Here is a 21,201-nt window from a genome sequence, read left to right as displayed (position 1 = left end):
GTGTGACAGTTGGTTCAGTGGTTAAGGGCGTTCTGGGCTAAGTTATTGGGCGCTGCACTTTTAAACTCCAGCGCCTTTAACTCCAGCTGTTGATGGTCGGTCACGCCCGAGCCGGTAATTTCTGGCGCACTGCAGCCGCTGTGACCACCGGGATTGAGGTAGGGGCGCAAAATGGGCTCCATGCCTTTTAACACCTGCACCGGTAGCGCCGAGGTAAAGGTAAACTTATCGGATTCTGAGCCCGGCACGTAGGCGGTTAAGGTGCCAAAGTGGTGCTCGCCTAAATAAAATACAAAAGTGGCGGTGCGGTTGCGAGCTTGCGAGGTCAGCACTTGGCCATAGCGACTCACAGTTTGAATGCGGTTATCACCGGTGCCAGTTTTACCGCCCATGGTTAGCACTGTGCCGTCGCTGGCGCTAAAGCCGCCTTGTAAGCGCCGCGCCGTGCCGCCTTCCACCACTTGCGACAGCGCATTTTTTAATACCGCCGCCACATCTTTATGCATCACCCGCTTGGCTTGTTGTAATTGCGGGGCCAGTTGGGTTTCATAAGGCGTGTTGGCGGCAAAGTGCAATTGATCCATACGCACAGTAGGCAGGCGAACACCGCCGTTTAAAATGATGCCCACCAATTCGGCCAGCGCCACCGGTTTGTCGCCTGAGCTACCAATGGCCGTCGCCAAGGAGGGCACTAAGCTGTCAAACGGAAAGCCGACTTGTTCCCAGCGTTGATGAATATCACTAAAGGCTTCTATTTCCAGCATGGTGCGAATCCGTGAGTCGCGGGCACTGCGATGGCGAGTCTTAAACAGCCAAGCGTACACTTCTTGGCGCTGTTCAATACTGGCGTGCGCCGCGTCAGTAAAGCGTGCCTCTGGGTGCTGTTGCAGGTAGCTTAATAACCACAGCTCTAATGGGTGTACTCGGGCTATGTAGCCTTGATCCGCTAGGTTATAGGCGCCTGGACCATAGTTGTCATATAACTGTTGCAGCCGTTTTTCATTGAGTCTGGTAGTGGGTAAACGCTGACTGATAAAGGCCTCAAACTCTTGTCGACTGGCGTTGGGCAATAAATATCTGTGTACCGCCGCCAAGCGGGTTGCGGTAGGGCGCAGGCCATTAAAAAAGTGGTCTAAGCGCTCATCCGTGGCTTTATCTTGGTATTTACGCCAAAAACGCAGTAAAAACACCCGGCCTTCTCGGTCTGCAAAGCGGCTTAAATATTCTTGGCGTCGAGGGTCTTTATCATCACTCAACAGCTGAGCACGATTTTCATTTTGGTAGATGCTGTAGCGCACTATGTCGCGCATCACCCGAATAAAGGGCAGATTGATGGACTCACGCAATGACTCAATGAGGGTTGGGTTGCGGCTATTGTCTTGGCGACGAAAGTTATTAAAGGTGTGCATGCCACCACCTGTAAAAAACCGCTCACCTGTGCTGGCGGAATAACGTCGGGCCAGTGCCGCGTCCAACATGGCCGGTAAGGCATGGTCTGGGGTACGCAGCAAATACTGAATCGCCCACTGGCTTAGGTAATCTTGGGGCGCGGGTTTCAACTCCCGCAATTTTGGGGCAGGAAGCTCTGCATATCGCTGATGCAATTCCGCAATAATTTCCAGATAGGTCGCCATCACCCTGAGCTTGGCGGTGGAGCCCAGCTCCAGTTTACTGCCCTCGTTAATATCAAAAGGTTGCAAGGTGTTGTCGGTTTGCACCCGCACGTAAAATCCCTGCTCGCCACGCTCAAATAGCGTAAAGCTGTAGCGCACATCAGCGGTTTTTTCAGGTGAAAGCAACCGCTCACCGTATAAGCCAATGGCGCGCGCTACCTCAGGATCCGCTAATTGCTGCAAATAAGTGGTGACTTGTTGTTGCAGATCGGCGTTGAGCGTGGTGTTGGCCGATAAGTCTAAGCGGTCTAATTCATAAAATGACATGCCCAGTAAATTGGCCAAGCGACCGCGGGTCACCAATAAGGTTTTACTGTTTTCCACATATTGAGTGACCGGCTGCTCACGAAAATTACGAAAGGTGAGTGTTTGAGCTAGGGCGGCGTCGCGCAAGGCAGGGCTTATCATGTCGGCTTGGGCTTGCAACCTTAGATAGCTGTCGGTTAATTCATGCAGATCATCTCGCCCGGCATGCAAATAATAGGAGGGCCGACGTTGAGAGATCATTAAGGCGATCACTTGGCGTAGCGCAAGACCGCGAGCGGCGAGTTCTTCTTCAGGCCGCGCGCTTGGGTCTAAAAGGCGGTTAACTTCATTAAGCTCGGCACCAAACCACAACCATAAACCATCGCCTATGCCGTTAATTTCACCGTGGCCGGGGGCCGCGGCCAAGGGCACAGAATTTAAATAGGCGAGTGCGATATTTTGGCGAGCGGCTAAGGTTTCGGGGCCGTTTTGATAGGCGCGCACGCTGGCGGAAATCATTTGGCGTAGTTTTTCGCTGGCAGAAGGCGTGCGCCCGCCGGGGGAGTGGCGAAATTTTTCTATTTGCGTGGCCAAGGTACTGCCGCCGGCGGAGTCATCTTGCAAATCCAGTGCACGACCTAGCTGTGACAACGCCGCCTTGGTAAAGCGAGGCCAGTCTACCGCGGGGTTAATAGCAGGAAAATCAGAGCTTAACAAGTCGCGGTTTTCAATAAACAGCAATGTATTCACCACTAAAGGCGCGATACTGGCAAAGTCTGTGTAATGACGCTGTGGGTAAGCATAGTCATAGATGGGCTCTCGGCGGCAATCGCCAATAAACAGGCCGGCCTGTGTTTTTTCGAGATACGGAGGATACAGGCCATGCTCGGTATATTGCTGCAGCGCCGGAGAAAACTGCACCTGTTGAGTGACCATAAATTGTTGTTTTTTGAGGCGCGTTAATAAATCAGTTAGCCGAGCGTAACCTAAGCGTTGATCGAAAGGCCCGTGCACGGGAAACTGGATGGCTTCACTGGGGCCTGGCTCCAAGGAATAAGTTAAGCTATTCGCATAGCGTGGGATTTCACGAGACTGTAACCAAGAGGTGCGCATTTCATAGGCCAAGAGTGCCGCTGCCGCAATGAGTAAGAGCAGCACTAACAGCCAAAAAGAGATGCGCCACACAGTCCACCGCCGCCGTATTTTAGGTGCGGGGTCGGTTTTTGGCCGTATGCTTTGTTCCACACTGGGTATAGTTCCCATCAACGACCTCATAACGCTATCAGATATAGGACTTCTTATAGTAAAAGCTTAGCTTGATGCTCGACTTAAGTACTGATAACGAAGAATTAATTGTATTTTTTTGACCTGAGTTTGATCGTGGGCAGTTTACTACCGAGTTGGGAATAAAGCATTACAATGTGGGCATTATCATGCCCCTGTCATAAAAGCGTGATAGAGCGTTTTTTTAACCGGATTTAGCGCATTTTAGTATGCAAAAATAAAGCAAAATGTTCAGTGCGTTACGCCTTGTCGCTAAGCGCTAATGCGCCCAACCTCAAGAGTCTCAAGGCTAAGGACTGGGTGCGAAAACACGGCTAATGTACTAAAAAAGAGTTTTCATCTCATTTCATTCAGTTAGCATAGTGCTTTCGTAAAAATGCGGTTCTAACGTAAAAATGCGCTTCTAACGTAAAAGTATAGTTCTTTGGCAAAATGACCAGCTAAGCTGCACGTGTTGCTTCACTCGCTTTTGTGCTTGCCGCTAAAAATAAGCGAGCAAAAGCCATTCACGCCTGAATATGCGGGCAAAAGAAGGAGCGCAAGTGGTAAAAGATTTACTGTTGGCGAGCCTGCTGTTCATTAACTGCGTGGCGGTGGCGCAAGATAAAGTGGCGGTTGCCCCAGTGGCGAAAGATGAAGATGACGTTAGGGCAAAAGCTGTGCTTGACGACACTCTGGTTAAAGCCACTCTGGTTAAAGACACTCTGGCTAAAGACACAGGCAAGGCGATTTTCGCCGGTGGTAGCTTTTGGGTGATGGAAGCCTTGTTTGCTGAGCGCCCCGGTATTACGCATGTCGAGGTGGGCTGGGCTCAAACCAGTCACCAGCACAGGCGACGCCAAGTGGTGCGAGTGACATATAATACCCAGCAGATTAGTTATGGTGACTTACTTACTCTTTATTGGGCGGCTGTCGATGCGCTAGATAACGAGGGCCAATATTGCGACCGAGGTGACGAGTTTAGTCCCGCACTTTATGTGCAAACGCCATTGCAGCAGCGCTGGGCGCAGCAAAGTCGTGCCACCCAAGCCTTGATGCTAGAGCGTAAACTGGCGGTGCGAATTTTACCCGTGGGTAACTTTATGCGGGCAAAGGCCCACCATCAACACTATTATCGTCAGCATCCTTGGTTATATGGCAACTATCGGCGCCAATGTGGGTATCCGGCGGGTGAGAAGCTGGCAGTACCGGAACGTGCAAGCGCCCCGTTTGTAACCACAGCACTATTTGCGCGGTAATAGCGGCGGCGTCGTTTAAGTCGAGCAATGGTACGGTAGCGCTAAGGCGAGAGTCGTCTGTGGCGACCGCTAAAATAGAGTGATCGTGCAGGCAGAGCAGCGGTTTTTGGCAAATGGGCCTGTGTACTTCTAGTTTATTAATGTCGGCATGGCGAAAGCCTTCAACCAAGACTAAATCGAGCTGGGCTAAGTCGAGTCGCGAAATAGACTCATATAAATCAGCTTCTTGTGACTGAGGGTGCTCAAAGGTGACAATAGTGCGCTTAGGGCCGGCTAACACAGATTGCACGGCGCCGGCATGACGTAATTCAAAGCTGTCTTTGCCCGGTGTGTCTTGCTCCACATCGTGATGGGTGTGTTTGATTAGGCCAATAGTTAGCCCTTGCTGGCTGAGCAAGGACACGAGTTGTTTGAGTAGCGTGGTTTTGCCGCTGCCGCTAAAGCCTGCAAAACCTAACAATCCATAAGAAGAGTGAGACATATTCACAAAAAATAGCCTGAGACGGTTGCATTTGTTGATTAGTGTGACACGTTAGAGAGCGTAATGGCGAGTGTCATGATCCATGGTTGCCAGCGCCATTATCGGCATCATTAAGTGCGGTGACTGTACCTAAACTAAAATAACAGGGACGTGGATGAATAATAGTGTGTGGGTGCTGTTGGCGGTGCTTTTAGTCAGCTTGAGTGTGAGCGCAGAGGAAGTGAGCTTTCGCCTCAAAGGTCTGAAAAAGGGTCTAAAAGATAACACCCGCATTTATTTGGATCAGCTCCCCCCCATGGAAGCTGAGCAGCTGCCACGTTTTCGCAAAGACATTCAGCAAGCCGTTATCACCAGCTTACAAGCGCTGGGCTATTACGAACCCGATATTGAAATTACCACCAGTGAGAAAAGGCCCAGCCGTGTCACAGTGACCGTTAAGCCTGGTGAGCCGGTGCGTATTCGCCAGCTCAATATCGTGCTCAATGGTGACGCCACCACAGACCCGCAATATGCGCAGCTGCTTAGCCAGCTGGCGCTACAAGAAAATCAAGTATTTCAACATGACGTTTATGAGAAAACCAAGGCCAGCTTATTAAGCTTGGGGTTAGCGCGTGGCTATTTTGATGCGGAATATAAGCTGCATCAGGTGCTGGTTCATCCGGAAGACAATGCCGCCGACGTTAACTTACTGTTTGACTCAGGCCCCCGCTATCGTTTCGGCGAGCTGGTTTTGGATTCAGATAGACCCGTGCATCGTATTTTGGATCCCTTAGTCGAGATTGAACCCGGTGAACCGTATTTAGCCAGCAAAATCTCCAGTCTCAGCCGCTCTTTATCCACCACAGGTTATTTTCGCCGCGTTGAAGTGCAGCCTAAAGTGAGCGAGGCCGATGAAGCCCAGCAGATCCCTTTGTATGTGACCTTGCGTGCCAAATCCGATAACGAAGTGGAAGTGGGGGTGGGCTTTTCTACCGACGAAGGCCCGCGATTTTCCACCAGTTGGGATAAACCTTGGATTAACAGCCTAGGCCACAGCTTGCAAACCAACTTAAAAGTCTCAGAGCCGAAACAAGACATTACCGTGATTTATAAGATACCGCGCGGTAACCCCCTCAATCACTACTACACAGTGCAGGGCGGCTATCAGCTGCTCAATCAAGATGTTACCCAAAGTGAGCGTTTGGTCGCCTCAATACACAGATTAGATAAAGATACAGATGACTGGACGCGAGATGTTTTTTTCCGCTCCGAATATGAGATCTATACCCAAGGTAAACAAGAAGACGAAAGCTTCCTGCTGATCCCCGGCTTTACCTATAGCCGCACCCGGGTGCGGGGTGGCCTAGATGCCGAGTGGGGGGATGCGCAAACGGCGACCTTAGAATTCTCAGAGCCTTGGTGGGGCTCAGATACCCGTTTTGTGCGTTTATTTGCGCGTACTAAGTGGTTACGCACAGTGGCAGAAGACCAACGGCTGATAGCCAGAGCCGAGCAAGGTGCGGTTTGGGTGGATGAAGTGTATGACTTGCCGCCGTCGCTGCGCTTTTTTACCGGTGGTGACTTGACGGTGCGAGGGTTTAGTTACCAATCTATTACCCCCGTCGATGAAAACGGCGACAGCCTTGGCGCTAAATACGCCACTGCCTTGAGCTTGGAGTATGACTATAAAGTGGCCGAAAAGTGGCGCTTAGCCACCTTTGTCGATACCGGTACCGCCACCAATGATTACAGTGAAGACTGGAAAGTCGGCACGGGCGTTGGTGTGCGTTGGCAAACGCCAGTGGGGCCGGTGCGCCTTGATTTAGCGTTTGGCGTATCCGAAGAGGAAGTGCCCATGCGAATCCACTTTACCTTAGGGCCTGACTTATGATCTTTGCGCGTCTGCTCAGCAGCTTAGTGGTCGGTATTTGCTTGCTATTAATGGTGCTGTTTAGCTTACTTTTTACTCAGGTAGGTAATCAGTGGCTGTGGGGCTTGGCCAAACAAAATGTGGAGGGTCTCAGTGGCACCTTGGTTTCTGGTCAGCTAGGCCAAGGCTGGCGTTTTGCCGAGTTGAGCTACGAGCAAGACTCGCTCGCCTTTACGGCGCGGGATGTGAGCTTTGGCTGGCAACTGGGCAAACTGCTCGACCGCCGCTTGTGGTTACAAGAATTAGCGGTTGAAGACATTGAAGTCACCATTAAATATTTCCCCGAACAGCCTGATGAACCCAAGGCACCCTTGGCGGAAATTACACCCCCGCTGCGCATCGACTTGGACAAAGTACGCGCCGATCGCGTAACCATTAATCTGTCAGGGCAAACCATTGCTTGGCAAAGTCTCGAAGTGGCCGTGCACTGGGACAAACAAGGCATGGTGGTCACGGGGCCCAATATGCAGGGGCTGATAATTACGCTGGACGAGACGGCTAAGCAAGCCGGCACCAGCTTGGACGAGCAGCCTGAGGCGACAAAGAAAGCACAGGCTAACAAGCAAGCCAAGGCGGCGGGTAAGGCGCCGGCTGCCGATCCTTTGTTGGTGTTACCAGAAATTGTGCTGCCGTTTCCCATTAAATTACAAGAGTTTAGCTTAACCAACAGTCAGGTTATCCAAAACGGACAAGCTCAAGCCCTACATGCCTTACAGCTGGAGCTGGAAGGGCAAGGCAGTGACATTAACATTGTGACCGCAAGCCTAGATCATGAGCTGGCGAGTCTAGAATTGCAGGGCAAGATGACGCTTACCGGTGATTATCCGCTGGATTTAGCGCTCACCTCTACCCTGAAAAAGCCTTTACTAGAGGGGCAACTAGCCGGTCAAACCATAGCCGTTAACTTAACTAACAGCCTAGCTAAGCTAACTGGCAAGCTAGTATTAGGCGGCGTACTCAAGGCACAAGCTAATGTAACGGTCGAGCCACTGGATCCACAATTACCCTTCGATCTGGCCCTAAACTGGCAGCAATTAGGCTGGCCCATTAAGGATCCCGAATGGCGGCTAGAGCAGGGCAAGCTGCGTGTAAAAGGGCGACTAGAAGATTATAAATTAACCCTCAGCAGTGAGGCTCAGGGCCCAGATTTACCGACCGTGGGTATTAAGCTCAGCGCCAAAGGCAACCTCAAGGGCGCCGAGCTTAAGCCCTTAACGCTCACCTTACCTAAGGGCGAAGCCAAGGTGAACGGCAAGCTTAGCTGGAGCGAGGACATTAACTGGCAAGGCATCCTAGCCCTAACAGACATAGATCCTGGCGTCTTTATAGAAGGCATGGACGGTAAAATTAATGGCCAGCTCGACACGCGCTTTGCATTAAAAGGGGAAAAGTGGACCCTGAATGCCGAACCCGATATTCATGGCCTCTTACGTGAATATCCGCTGTCGCTCAAAGGCCAAGTTAGCCTCAACCAAGCACTGCAAGGCACCATTAAGCAATTGCAACTGACCAATGCCGATAACAAACTCACCGTTAACGGCAAAATAACCGATGAGTGGCAGTTAGATGGCGTGTTATCGGCACCCAATTTGGCCGTGTACGCGCCGGGTTTATTTGGTGATCTCGCCGGTGACATTAAGGTGCGCGGCGCGCTCAAATCCCCAGATCTGCAGGCCAAGCTCTTCGGCAAGAAAGCAGGCTTTAAGGACAATGAAGCCAAAAATATTCAATTGCAGGCCAATGCCAGTCTAGGTGATAAAGCCAAAGGCCAACCCATGAAGGGCGATTTGCGTCTTACCATAGACACTATTCGCGCCGGCGAAATGCAGATTAACCAACTGCAGTTGCTTGGCTCTGGTAACGAAGCGGCGCACAGGCTTTCTCTTAACTTCAATGGCAAGCCGTTGGCGGCCGAACTGGCGCTAACCGGCAGCCTAGGCAAAGACGGCTGGCACGGGCGCTTAACCAAAGGCGAGCTGGATACGCCACTGGAAAAGTGGAGCCTGCAGCAACAAGCGGTACTGGCTTACCAAGGCGACACCTTTAAGGCACAGCCCCATTGCTGGCGTTCGGGTAAGGCGTCGGTGTGCTTTGATGCCATTAGTGCCAGTGCCAAAAAAGGCCAAGCGGGCTTACGCATTCGCGACTTAGATCTGGCCCGTTTAAAGCCGTTCTTCCCTAATGATTTTTCATGGGAGGCGGTACTGGGTGGCACAGTCGCGCTGCAATGGAATGGCAGTATGCCTAAGTTGAACGCCAATATCAGCACCACACCCGGCACCTTCGTCAGCAATGGCACCCGGCTTAATTATCAAACACTGTCGCTGGTGAGCGATATGGCGGAGAATCGCCTACGCACCAGTTTGGACTTTCGCTCCACACAGCTGGGCAAGATGGGTCTGCAGGCCAATGTGGCCGACTTAAAAGGCAAACGCGCCTTAAGCGGTAACGTAAAGATTGAACAGTTGAAGTTGGATTGGTTAGCGCCCTTATTACCAGAAGTGGCGCGCTTACAAGGTGTATTGGCTGGTCAAGGGCGTTTTGAAGGCACACTGGCAGCACCCTTGTTGTTTGGCAACATCAGCTTAACGGGTGGCGAAGTCGACACTTATTCCGACATGGTACAGGTGCGCGACTTAACCACGCGTCTCGATATTAGAGGCACAGAGGCCAGCATTAACGGCCAAATGAAGGTGGGTGGCGGGCCCTTATATATCACGGGTGAACTCGATTGGCGCCAATTACCGATGACGGGTGAAATTCGCCTCACGGGGCGCAACTTAGAGGCGGGTTATCCGAGCATGGGTCGACTGCGGGTGAATCCGGATTTGACCATTAGCCTAGGTGAAACCGCTAAAGTGCGCGGGACCATACAGATCCCTTGGGCGCGCATCGAAGTAAAAGAGCTGCCTGAAAATGCGGTGTCTTTATCGCGAGACGTCGTTGTAGTAAAGCCTTCTGGTATCATCCCCGAGACGGCACCCAGCTTGCCGATTGATATTCGTATTAAGGTGGAGTTGTTGGACGATGTGCGCTTAGCCGCCTTTGGTCTAAAAACCCGACTTGGGGGCCAGCTCAACATAGTACAAAAACCCAATAAAGCGATGCGCGCCAACGGTGAAATCCGCTTGGTTGACGGTAAGTTTAAAGCCTACGGTCAGAATCTATTAATCCGCGAAGGCAGCATCTTATTCAGCGGTCCGCTCGATGCGCCCAACCTAAAAGTGGTGGCTATTCGTAACCCCTCAACCATGTCTGACAGCAGTATTACCGTGGGGGTTCGCGTTACCGGCACAGCACAACAGCCCGAGTTATTGGTGTTCTCTGAGCCGAGCATGCCCCAAGCTGAGCAATTATCGTATCTGCTACGCGGTCGCGGCTTAGACGGCGGCGGTGACACAGATGGCAACGCCTTGGTGCAAGCTATGCTGCTGGGCGCCGGTGTGGGTAAAGTGGGCGGTGTGGTAACCGACATAGGTGAATCATTAGGTTTAAGAGACGTGACCGTAGATACGGACGGCAGTGGCGACAGTACCGAGGTCAACATCAGCGCCTATCTGTTGCCCGGCTTGCAAATTGGCTATGGCGTGGGGGTGTTCTCCTCGATAGGTGAAGTTAGACTGCGTTATGAGCTGTTGCCACGTTTATACTTGCAAGCGGCCAGCGGCTTAAACCAAGCTATCGACTTATTTTATCGTTTTGAATTTTAACTGAATGGGTGCAGTGTGAAGAGGAAAGGGTGAAGAGGACGGTCTGAGCAAAGACTAAACATAATAATCTGTGCTGAGATCCGGTGTGTAGGCCTGTTCACGCTATGGAGTTTGCCTACCCCTTCACTCTTCACTCTTTACACATATTTACACATAACCAGTTTGCTGTGGCAGATTCTGGCTCTTGAGGCACACATGGCTCATGCTTTTTGCCGCCAGCTTGGGTAAAGTAACGCACTGTTAATTAGCTCCATGCCGAGTACGCGCCCGAATATGATGTCTTCGCCTTTATTGCAACAGGAACGGCTCGCCCGCACCATGCTGGTGTGCATGGCGTTTTTTTCCCTGTTTGCGATGCATCTGTATCTGCCACACCTGTTTGGCATAGGCTTGCAATTGCCTTTTAATCTGATGGGCTGGTTATGCGTGGGCGTGATGACCACCCTAGGTCTTTGGCATTGGCACAGACGTCGCTTGCTCACCAGCCGTTTTTGGCTGGGCATGTTGGCGGCCAGTACCCTGCTGTTTATCCCCTTCTTTTATTGGCAAAACAATACCGTCGCCGGCCATGCCTTACCGCGCATGTTGGCGCTGTGTGGCGGCTTATTATTTTATTTAAGCTTGCAGCAGTGCCGTTTTAGCGAAAAGGGGCGGCGCTACTTACTCTATTGTTTGCTGGCGGCAGTCAGTGTCGAAATTCTACTGGGGCTAGTGCAGTTTTTTGTGTTGCAGCCGGATAATTGGTTTGGCTACAACACTGAAGTGCGCTCGCCCTATGGTATTTTTCAGCATCGTAATGTGATGGCCAGCTTCGTGGCCACCGGCATGATTTTGGCCGTATATTTGTGGTTGCACGAAGCTAAATCCCCATGGCGTGGCTTTGTGCTTAAATCACTGTGGTTTGCCGCCGTGTTGGGTGCTGGCAGCGTGCTGATCGTGTTATTACAATCCCGAGCCGGCCAGCTGGGGCTATTGCTGGGGATATTATTACTGCAACCCTTGTTATGGCAAACCTTAATTAAAACAGGTTCTAAGCGCTTACTGCTCAGCCTGTTGTTGATCCCCCTTGGCGTCGGGCTTGGCATCTTTGGCCTCGATGCCTTTGAGATGAGTAAACGCAGCTTCAGCATTTATACCGATGCGGATGGGCGTTTCGATATTTATGCTCATGGGCTGCGCATGTGGTTGGAAAAACCCTGGTTTGGCTTTGGCTATGGTAGTTTTGAGTCGGCATTTTATAGCACCTATGCCACCTGGCGTGAGCTTACGCCCGGCGCAGAGCCGTTATTTACTGAGATGGGCCACCCCCATAACGAGTTTTTATTATGGGCGATAGAGGGCGGCATTGTGCCCTTAATGGGCTTAGTGCTAATGACGGCGCTGGTGCTGCAATTACTGTATCGCTTGCCCTTGGCTCAAAGTGCGGCTTGGGTGGGGGTGCTCACGCCTATTTTTATTCACAGCCAAACTGAGTTTCCGTTTTATCATTCGCAACCCCACTGGCTGATGGTGTTAGTCATTATTTACGTTATCGATGCCCAGTACGGTCAGCGGCGCATAGTAGCGCCGCCGCCTGCCTGGAGTCGTTGGCCGATTCGCGCTTGGGGTATTGGCTTGATGCTGTTTATGGCCACGGGCTTAGTGGCGAGCCAGCAGCTCACCCGTTATGCGAATGACGACCAGCATTCTGAAAGGCAGTTAAAGCAGGTGCTTAATCCACTGGTGTGGTATGACAGAACCGATTTTTATCGCCATCACTGGCAGCTCACCCAAGCCTTACTAAATAAAGATAAAACCCAGTTATTAGATTATGCCGCTTGGGCACGTCACTTTGTACTACACACTCCTCGTGCCGGTGTTTACTACAATGCGTATTTGGCGCTAGGTGCGGCTGGGCTGGAAGATGAAGCTCAGCTGTGGTTGGGAGAGGCGCGGCGTTTATACCCCAACGTACAATTGTTGCGCACGGCCAGTATTTTACGGGCGCGAGAGCATTTAAGCGCCATAGAGCCGAATATGACATCAGCCCAGCTCAATGACACTATTCCCTTATATGGTGATCTTAGGCCGGCCATTGGCGGTGCTTATTAGCATTTGGCCAAGCGTTACCTACACCCAGTGTGGTCACGCTTGGCTAAGGGGAGCATTTTTACCTGTTATGCCTTCCTGATTACCCACAAAGCTCAGCCATGTTTCAGTGAACTAAGCACCAATGAATTCAATATGTTACAGGTAGGTTCCGCCTCTTCGGTAAAGAATATGAGGCTCAGTTTGGTATTTTGACCTTGTAGGGGCCAATTTATTCGGCCCGGTTTGGTGTTTTGGTTTAAATCTAAACCTCAGTAACAGCCAGCAGAGCTGGCCTGCCGAATAAATTGGGCAGCTACAAAGAACAAACCGAAACAGGGTGCATTATGGCTGAGGTTCATACGTAATCAGGTATGCCTTTAACCTTTTACTCCTTTAACCCTGCTTGTCCAGTTGCAGTAGGCGCTGCTGAGCCAATGATAAAGAGCTAAGCGCTTCAACTGCTATTGCGTCTTGTTGCCAGTTGATGCGCTGGCCTGTATTAGCGTAAAGCTGCTCATTGAGGCGCTCGGGCGTGAGGTCGGGTGTTAACTCGGCACGCTTACCCCCGGGCAGGTAAATAGCGCCATTATTAAAGTCGACGGCAAAGGCGATAACACCGGGCAAAATAAAGAACAACAAGCCTACGCCATTGGCGATGGCCACCACGGGATCTATGCTGCCGCTTTGCTGACCTTTACGCTCAGGATAAAATACGGTGCCGCAGCCAGCTAATTGTGAGGTCAGTAAGCCTGCGAGTAACAGGGCGATGGACTTATTTTTAATATTACTCATCTTGATTCCTTTTTAGATGCTCTCGGTTAGGGAGCGCTGGGCGAGATAGATGCAGATCAGTGTACGCAATTGCGTCTCTGATGGGATCTCTATTATGAGTTTTATGACAGCATGGCGTTAAGCCTTAGTGTTAGCGCTCCTAAAATGTGTGCTTACCTACAGTTTTATGCGTTTAATGACGTTGTGTACGCTTGATTTAATTATCAACGACTTATTAGTAGACGGTCATTTCTTTGTTTGGCAACAAGGCTATAATGGCCAGTCTGGCCGCAGCTTAGGTTTTAATTTTAACGCTCATTTATGCGCTTAACTTATGTACTTCATTTTGGCTGATGAGAGAGCTCGGTTTGGCACCTATTTCAAGGAGATTTGTCCATGGCAGAAGAAACCATTTTCAGTAAAATTATCCGCAAAGAAATTCCTGCAGACATTTTGTATCAAGACGACTTAGTGACGGCCTTTACAGATATAGCGCCTCAGGCACCCACCCATGTGCTGATTATTCCCAATGTATTGATCCCGACCGTTAACGACGTTACCGCCGAGCATGAGCAAGCCTTAGGCCGCTTATTTACCGTGGCCCGTAAATTAGCGAGTGAGGCAGGCATAGATGAAAGCGGCTATCGCTTGATCATGAACTGCAACCGTGACAGCGGCCAAGAGGTTTACCATATTCATATGCACCTGCTGGGTGGCCGCTGTTTGGGGCCGCTGCTTGCAAAGTAAATTTGCCAACTCAATTCTCTCTCTGTGAGTCAATCAAGGATGCTTATGAACCCGTTTCGTTTAACACTACTGCTGGCCAGCTCGTTAATACTGGCTGCCTGTACCTTGCCCAATCCTTACTCTTCGCAGCCGGCACCGGTTAAACCGAGCGGTCCTGCACCCAGCAAGCCAAGCCCACAGCTGCCCCCGCCTGTGGTAAAACCGCCGGTGATAGAGATGCCATCAACACCGCCCACCCCCATCGAAGAAGTGCGCAGTGAAAATTTAGCTTATTTAGTCGACGGTTTGGCTAATAAGTTAAAAGCCAGCTCCGCCATTAACGAAGTGCAAGGTCCGGTTTTGCTCGACAATATCAGCAATCAAGCCGGTGGCCCTATTGATACCAATGGCTTAACAGCACGCTTGCAGAGCAACCTGCGTGGCAAGTTTAATTTTGCCGATGGCGCTAAGGTCAGTAGCCTGCGTGAACAATTGGCTTACCAAGGTGGTCGTGCCGATATTGCCGCACTAGTGCGGTTAGGAAAACAAAGTGGCGCCGATTATTTACTGTCTACTACCTTAACGCGCAATGGTGCCAATCTGACGCTAAAAGGACAGCTGATGGAGCTGGCCAGCGGCGAGTTACTCTGGTCTGACAGCGTGAGTGGACGCTAATTCGTTAGCTGATTGGCTGCCCTCCCAGTTTCAGGGGCAGCTAACGCCGTTAGTGGGCGGGCTAACCAATCACTGCTGGCGCCTAGATACTGGCCAACAATCTTATTGGCTGCGCGTAGGCAACGCGCACAGCGAAAGTTTGGGTATTAATCGCTCCCAAGAATTATTGGCCCATCAAGCAGCGGCAGCGGCGGGCTTGGCGCCCCCTATTCATTATGCTGAGCCGGCGCTTGGCGTCTTGTTGCTAGACTGGCTGGCGGAGCCTGATTGGCAGCGATTAGTCAAAGAGCAAACCGCAAAGCTGTCATTGTTAATGACCAAAGTCGCTCGGTTGCACCAGTTAACACCGGCGCTAACGGCATTGTGCCTAAGGGAGCAAGCCGAGCACTATTTAGCGCAATTAACACCCGTTAGCCCAGACTTGCTGCCTTATGTACAAAGGTTTGAGCAAGAGCGTCTTAATCTCGATTATGCCCCAGTGTTTTGTCATCATGATCTGAATGCCACTAATGTGCTGGGCGCGCGACCTTGGTTAATTGACTGGGAGTATGCGGCATATGGCGATGCTGCCTTTGAGCTGGCCGTGATTGCCGATAGTTTTAAGTTAAGCGAGCAGGGGACGCGGCAATTACTGGTGGATTATAATGGTGCCGGAGGAGACGTGTGTATGCGCCGTTTTCAGGCGCGTCGCCCTTGGGTGCAATGGCTAACGGTGCTGTGGGCGGCCTTGCAATATCAACACACCCAGCAGCCGGACTATCGGCTATTGCAACAACAAGCAATGTGCCATTTGGATGAGTTGTTGGCTGCAATTGCTTGCCGTTAGCCGGCATACTTTGAGCGCCTGTGGGCTATTTAATCGCCTTTTATTTACGTACGTTTAGCAAACCTATTTTTAGCGGAGTCACGATGGGCCCCTTTATTCTTGATTTACACACCTTTGAGCTTGATGGTGAAGAGCGCGAGCTCTTGGCTCATCCGGCGGTTGGTGGCGTCATCTTTTTTAGTCGCAACTACCACGACAAGGCGCAACTGCGCGCCTTGGTGAAATCGATTCGCGCGGTGAAGCCAGAGTTATTGCTGACGGTCGATCATGAAGGCGGCCGCGTGCAGCGTTTTCGCAATGAATTTTTTCCTTTGCCCGCATCTGGCCGGCTCGCTGAGTACGCAGGCAAAAATAAACTCTCCTTGCTCCAAGATGCAGGCTGGTTAATGGCGGCAGAATTATTGGCGCTGGATATTGACTTAAGTTTTGCGCCTGTATTGGATTTAGAGCGTGGCTCAGAGGTCATTGGTGATCGCAGTTTTGGTCAGGATCCCGAACAGGTGATTGCCCATACCCGAGCTTATATTCAGGGTTTGCACAGTGCCGGCATGGCCGCCGTGGCCAAGCACTTTCCCGGGCACGGCAGCGTACGCGCCGACTCGCACAAAGAAAGCCCAGTAGATAAGCGCGACTTTGATACCATAGCAAGGCTTGATATGGCGCCGTTTAAGCACTTAATCAGCGAAGGTTTGGTGCAGGGCATGATGCCGGCGCATGTGATTTATGAAGCGGTAGATGCCAATCCGGCGGGCTTTTCCGAATTCTGGCTTAAGCAAGTGTTACGCCAGCAGCTGGGCTTTAAGGGATTGATCTTCAGTGACGACTTGACCATGGAAGGCGCGGCCGTGGTGGGCGGTTATGCCGAGCGCGCCCGCAGTGCGCTACAAGCGGGCTGTGACTTATTGCTGGCCTGTAACCACAGACCTGGCGCCATTGAAATTATTGAGGCTCTGCCTCATAACCTGAACTGTGATTTTTCTGCGCTACGTGCCCATGGGGTAGGCGGCCATTTGGCTCAAGATCAGACGAAGCGCGTTACCCTAGGTAGCCAGTTAAAGCAGAGCACCGTTTGGCGCGAAACCTGCGCGCGCATGCAAGATTTTATTGAAAGTTAACCAGACGTTAAGTACAGGTTAAACGCGGATTGTCAGTGCAAAAATCCGCCGTTAAACACGAAAAATTAATGATCCGAACCTCATTTTATGCAAAGATAAAGTTGTGATCTGGATCACAACTTTTCTCCTTCTTTATTAGCGTAAGCTTAACCCCAGAATCTAGAGCTATCATCATATCCGCAACCTTATCGACCATTATCGCAACGAGTGGCGCCTTAGCATGCAGATAGCCCTAGGTTTTACTATCTTGTTTTAAGGAACAGATAAATGACAAAGATTATCGTAGTGGGCGGCGGTGCCGGTGGACTAGAGCTAGTGACCAAATTAGGTCAGAAGCTAGGGCGCAAAGGTAAAGCCGAGGTGGTATTAGTAGATAGAAACCGTACCCACTTATGGAAACCTCTACTGCACGAAGTTGCCGCCGGCGCCATGGACGCAGGCATAGATGGGCTTAGTTATCGCTCCCACGCTCACAACCACGGTTTTAGTTTTCACCTTGGCTCCTTGAGCAACATAGACCGCGATAATAAAACCATCACCTTAGCCGCCATGCGTGATGAGCACGACAAACCCATGCTCACCGAGCGTACCTTAGAATACGATATCTTAGTGTTGGCCATTGGCTCTGTGTCTAACGACTTTGGCACCAAAGGCGTGAGCGAGCACTGTATCTTTCTTGACCGCCCCCAGCAGGCCGAGCATTTCCACGATGAATTAATGAATCGCTTTATGCAGCACTCAGAAGGCGAGCTGGGCAGCGATAAGGTTAATATCGCCATCGTTGGCGGTGGTGCTACCGGTGTTGAGCTGTCGGCAGAATTGTATAATGCGGTGGAGCATTTAAGCGCCTACGGCTTTGAAAATTTAAGCCCAGATTGCCTGCGCTTAACCTTAGTTGAAGCAGGCTCGCGTATTTTGCCTGCCTTGCCAGACCGCATTGCCGCCATGGCTCACAAAGAGCTGCGCGAGCTGGGCGTAGATGTGCGCATTAATACCATGGTGGTGGAAGCTACCGAAGAGGGGCTAGTAACGAAAGACGGCGAGCTGCTCCCCGCCACGCTTATGGTGTGGGCGGCCGGCATTAAGGCCCCCAATTTCTTGAAAGACATTGCTGGCCTAGAAACTAATCGCATTAATCAGCTAACCGTGAACCCCACGCTGCAAACGACCCGAGACGACAGCATTTTCGTGATTGGTGATTGTGCTAACTGCATGCAGGAAAACGGCAAACCTGTACCGCCGCGCGCCCAGTCAGCCCACCAGATGGCAAGCATGGTGTACCGCAATATACGCGCCCAGTTGAATAATAAACCGCTAAAATCTTACGTTTATAAAGACTATGGATCCTTGGTTAATCTTAGCCGCTACACCACAGTGGGCTCCTTAATGGGTAACTTAATGCGGGGCAGCATGATGGTGGAAGGCCTTATCGCGCGCACCGTGTATGTATCTTTGTACCGTATGCATCAAGTGGCATTACACGGCTATATTCGTACCGGTCTGATGATGCTAGTAGGGCGGATAAACCGCTTACTGCGTCCTAAGCTGAAGTTGCACTAACAGATAGTGCTAAGTGCCTAGCGCCCGGCGCCAAGCTAAATAAAAACCCCGAACCTGATGGTTCGGGGTTTATTTTTTGTGTTCTTTGTAGCTTTGAGCAGCACTCTTAGCGCTAGGCAGGATCTTGTCCTTAGGCCGTCTTCCTGACGAACGTCAGGATCTCGTTTTCGTTTTCGTCTTTTCTTTTAGCTCGGCGCTGTGCTTGTCATTCTCGCGATTCATAAACACAAACGTCAGGTACATCTTAGTCGGCAATGACATGACCATGCCAACGGCAATGAAGCCGGCGCTCAACAAGATGCCTTTCACGCCCATGGCCTTGGTATAATCACTCTGGTGTAAGTAAGCGCCTATTAAAATCAGCGAAAAACCTATGACCATCAGTATTTTTAGCAGTCTGATCACTTTTTTATCGGTCATTTTTGCTCCTCAATAAGCCAGTGCCATAACAGTTTAATCAGCATAAGGTGCCTAATATCTTGAAGCTATAAAGATATGCATGTTAAATGCATTAATTAAACTTACGATTGGCAGCCCCCTAAGATAAGCATGCCTGACACTGCAATAAAGACGATGCGTTGTTTACGACTCAACGCCAAGCGCTATGGCCATTCTCACGTAAGCGACATCGCTTTTATAAAAACGATCGCCTTCTGCCTGCATGCCAAAGCGCCGATAAAAACCGATGGCCGACTCTCGGGCATCACACCAAAAATACCCAACTTCTTCCTGCTTTAGATCAGTAAAAATGGCCTGCAATACCGCCGTACCCACGCCTTGACCCTGATATTCGGCTAAGGTCGCGTACTTTCTTAATCGTGCTTGCTCGCCATCAAAAAATACTGAGGCTACGCACACCAGCTTATCCTCAATAAAAGCACCAAAATGTCGGCCTTGTGGGTCATTATCTACTTGAGAAAAAGCTGGCGGTCTTTCGGGCCAAAGCACCGAATGGCGCACCGGTATGGTTTCTGGCCAAGTTATTTGCCGAATAACCATGGTGTACATAATGGGCGTTGAGGTGTTTGTCGTCATAGATTAAGCCTTAAAAATGCCCTCTTCTCGAAAGCGAGCCATGATCCGCTCTTGGATTTTGGGCGCTATTCCTACGCCAAACTGCTGTCCCGCTTGTAGGGATTCTTCTGAGATAACCGGCAGCACTTTAAGCATTTTTCTGCCGAGCTCGGTATTATTAAGATTAATCATTTGCTGCAGCTCACCCTCGGTAAAGTTCTTGTGGTAGATGGGATACATCATCTTGTTGTAGCCGCCTTTTACAACCAACTCTTCCGTAATGAGTGCTTTGCTTTCTTCTTCTATAATGACAAAGGCTTTGGGGTTAATATCTGGCTGATGTTGTTGCAGCATGTGGTTCATTTGCAGTGCAAAAGAGTTTGAAAACTTGTCGCCCATCTTAACCGCGGTTTGACCCGTTTGCTCTAGCAAGGTGTCGATGAGTTTTATTTTTTCATTTGAAACAGTATCGGCGGCATAAACACTGACTGATATGACGTAAGTTAATAATGTGGTAACTATTATTTTTCTCATGAGTGCTCCTGAATGTCTAAGTTTTCAATTTAATGGCTGTGGTGAGTGTTAATGAGGCGAGTTAAATTCATTATAATGAAAATGATTAGAGATAGGTGTTGGCTGAGCGTTTTTTGCCACTTGTCTCACTGTGTTAATCAAAATAATAAAAAATAAATTAAAGCGATAAAAAACTCGTGGCCTAGGGCTCACGAGTTTACTTACTAACACAATATTAAATTGACGACTTAGATGGGATAGCGGGTAAGCGCGGCTAAGTCATGGCCACCTGGAATATCAGCCTTGCGAACGGCCATTACCTTAGCGCCGGTGCGCAGTGCCCGACAGCTAATCTCATCCACTATGCCATAACAGATGGCATCGCTTTCTCCGACAAAACTGACCGCACCTGTTTCTTCATCCACGACCCCCGTCACAACACCCTCTATATCCACCAGTAAACGCTCTATGCCACCGAAGGTTGCAAGCCGAGCCGCATCAGAAATATCTGTGGTGGTACGCTTTTGACCGGTTCGCTGAATAAATAACTGATGAAAGTCGTCAATTATGCTCTGGTAGTGCGCATCTAGCACCGGCCGTGCCGCTATGGCTAAGTCGGCGGCACTTAAACGATCTGGGTTACCTACAATGCTGGTGGGCAGTAAGTTTAAGCGGGTAAGTGAGCGAAATATGCCATCTAAGGGTTGGGTAGCCGCCAATATAATAGGGCTCTGAGCATGCAAGTGCAGCGGTCTTAAGGCGGCATTGATCTTGCGTACATAGTTGGCCAAGTAGGCATTATAGGCGTGAGCGGCCGGCCTTTGGTCTTTGCCACTGGAGTCTTTTAAGATCACCTTATTGGTAGCATCAGCCGCATCGTCAGGCAGGTTAGGCACAGTGATTTCTTTGGCAGGTAAGTCAGGAGAAACTTGGATCAGGCGCACCGCATTTTCTGACAAGGCTAAAATGTAAGCCGAATGGGAAAAAGTGACCGCACGCAGTAGCGGTTTAAGATGAAAGCGGTCAGAAACCTCGACCGTATTTTGCAATCGATTTGCCAATCGATAGGTGCGCAGTGATTCGGGCGTGGCGAGAATAGCCAGACTGTTTGCTTGGTAATCCCAAAATTCTTTATCGGCTAATAAGTCGTCAAATCGTTGCTGCAACAGCAGGATGCGTGACTTCTCAACGCCTTGAGCCTCCAGTTTCTTGATGGCTTTCTTGATCAAGTTAGCAAGCGTGACCCGTGTTTGATCGGTTTCACGGCTAATGGGGGTAGTGGCTAAGTAGATAGAAATACTCGCATCTGAGCGAACGAGATTAAGGTTGCCGACTTCTTCGACACTGGGCAAGTCTAAGTAATACATCAAAAACTCTCCAACGGATGGTG

General features: G+C 50.4%; 15 protein-coding genes and 1 pseudogene. 9 read left to right on the top strand and 7 right to left on the bottom strand.

Annotated elements, in window-relative coordinates; all coding sequences use genetic code 11:
• Positions 1-14 precede the first annotated feature (14 nt).
• A complete protein-coding gene (locus ACEN2G_RS03745) occupies positions 15-3,182 on the bottom strand; it encodes a transglycosylase domain-containing protein (protein WP_442020125.1) in 3,168 nt (1,055 codons plus the stop codon).
• A 563-nt stretch (positions 3,183-3,745) separates the two neighbouring features.
• On the opposite strand from ACEN2G_RS03745, the gene ACEN2G_RS03740 reads away from it, so the two are divergent.
• Positions 3,746-4,441: a peptide-methionine (S)-S-oxide reductase MsrA gene (locus ACEN2G_RS03740; protein WP_442020124.1), complete on the top strand. Its 696-nt coding sequence runs from the start codon at positions 3,746-3,748 to the stop codon at positions 4,439-4,441.
• Between the two features lie 46 nt (positions 4,442-4,487).
• Here the strand turns inward: ACEN2G_RS03740 and mobB are convergent.
• A pseudogene (gene mobB, locus ACEN2G_RS03735) lies at positions 4,488-4,922 on the bottom strand (molybdopterin-guanine dinucleotide biosynthesis protein B); the annotation flags it as partial.
• Positions 4,923-5,076: 154 nt separating this feature from the next.
• On the opposite strand from mobB, the gene tamA reads away from it, so the two are divergent.
• The 3 genes from tamA (at position 5,077) to ACEN2G_RS03720 (ending at position 12,632) form a co-directional block, all read left to right on the top strand.
• Complete coding sequence (gene tamA, locus ACEN2G_RS03730) at positions 5,077-6,792, top strand: autotransporter assembly complex protein TamA (RefSeq protein WP_442020123.1); 1,716 nt, start codon at positions 5,077-5,079, stop codon at positions 6,790-6,792.
• Entirely contained in the window at positions 6,789-10,541 is a 3,753-nt protein-coding gene (gene tamB / locus ACEN2G_RS03725) for an autotransporter assembly complex protein TamB (protein ID WP_442020122.1), read from the top strand. Before tamA ends, tamB begins: the two co-directional genes overlap by 4 nt.
• 273 nt (positions 10,542-10,814) lie before the next feature.
• Entirely contained in the window at positions 10,815-12,632 is a 1,818-nt protein-coding gene (locus tag ACEN2G_RS03720; protein WP_442020121.1) for a Wzy polymerase domain-containing protein, read from the top strand.
• Positions 12,633-13,004: 372 nt separating this feature from the next.
• On the opposite strand, the gene ACEN2G_RS03715 is transcribed toward ACEN2G_RS03720, so the two are convergent.
• Positions 13,005-13,403: a hypothetical protein gene (locus ACEN2G_RS03715; RefSeq protein WP_442020120.1), complete on the bottom strand. Its 399-nt coding sequence runs from the start codon at positions 13,401-13,403 to the stop codon at positions 13,005-13,007.
• A 375-nt stretch (positions 13,404-13,778) separates the two neighbouring features.
• Between ACEN2G_RS03715 and hinT the strand changes: the two genes are divergently transcribed.
• From hinT to ACEN2G_RS03690, 5 genes are all read left to right on the top strand, one after another.
• Entirely contained in the window at positions 13,779-14,129 is a 351-nt protein-coding gene (gene hinT, locus ACEN2G_RS03710; protein ID WP_442020119.1) for a purine nucleoside phosphoramidase, read from the top strand.
• Positions 14,130-14,174: 45 nt separating this feature from the next.
• Complete coding sequence (locus ACEN2G_RS03705; RefSeq protein WP_442020118.1) at positions 14,175-14,783, top strand: penicillin-binding protein activator LpoB; 609 nt, start codon at positions 14,175-14,177, stop codon at positions 14,781-14,783.
• Entirely contained in the window at positions 14,773-15,609 is an 837-nt protein-coding gene (locus ACEN2G_RS03700) for a choline kinase family protein (protein WP_442020117.1), read from the top strand. Before ACEN2G_RS03705 ends, ACEN2G_RS03700 begins: the two co-directional genes overlap by 11 nt.
• Positions 15,610-15,692: 83 nt before the next feature.
• Positions 15,693-16,724, top strand: coding sequence for a beta-N-acetylhexosaminidase (gene nagZ, locus ACEN2G_RS03695; protein ID WP_442020116.1), 1,032 nt, complete (start codon positions 15,693-15,695; stop codon positions 16,722-16,724).
• Positions 16,725-16,991: 267 nt separating this feature from the next.
• Complete coding sequence (locus tag ACEN2G_RS03690; RefSeq protein WP_442020115.1) at positions 16,992-18,284, top strand: NAD(P)/FAD-dependent oxidoreductase; 1,293 nt, start codon at positions 16,992-16,994, stop codon at positions 18,282-18,284.
• Positions 18,285-18,437: 153 nt separating this feature from the next.
• Here ACEN2G_RS03690 and ACEN2G_RS03685 read toward each other — a convergent pair whose 3' ends face one another.
• The 4 genes from ACEN2G_RS03685 to ACEN2G_RS03670 form a co-directional block, all read right to left on the bottom strand.
• Positions 18,438-18,704 carry a hypothetical protein gene (locus ACEN2G_RS03685; protein WP_442020114.1) on the bottom strand — a complete coding sequence of 89 codons (267 nt, stop codon included), beginning with the start codon at positions 18,702-18,704 and terminating at the stop codon, positions 18,438-18,440.
• Positions 18,705-18,866: 162 nt separating this feature from the next.
• Complete coding sequence (locus ACEN2G_RS03680) at positions 18,867-19,319, bottom strand: GNAT family N-acetyltransferase (protein ID WP_442020113.1); 453 nt, start codon at positions 19,317-19,319, stop codon at positions 18,867-18,869.
• Positions 19,320-19,322: 3 nt separating this feature from the next.
• A complete protein-coding gene (locus ACEN2G_RS03675; RefSeq protein WP_442020112.1) occupies positions 19,323-19,832 on the bottom strand; it encodes a DUF2059 domain-containing protein in 510 nt (169 codons plus the stop codon).
• Positions 19,833-20,059: 227 nt separating this feature from the next.
• The gene (locus ACEN2G_RS03670; RefSeq protein WP_442020111.1) at positions 20,060-21,178 is read right to left on the bottom strand and encodes a baeRF11 domain-containing protein; all 1,119 of its coding nucleotides are present in this window, start codon (positions 21,176-21,178) and stop codon (positions 20,060-20,062) included.
• Between the last annotated feature and the right edge of the window lie 23 nt (positions 21,179-21,201).

The sequence above is a fragment of the Oceanisphaera sp. W20_SRM_FM3 genome (genome assembly GCF_052119705.1).
In the GTDB taxonomy this organism is placed as follows: Bacteria; Pseudomonadota; Gammaproteobacteria; order Enterobacterales; family Aeromonadaceae; genus Oceanimonas.
The sequence above is the reverse complement of the archived record's forward strand: the minus strand, read 5'-3'. Positions and strand labels throughout refer to the sequence as shown.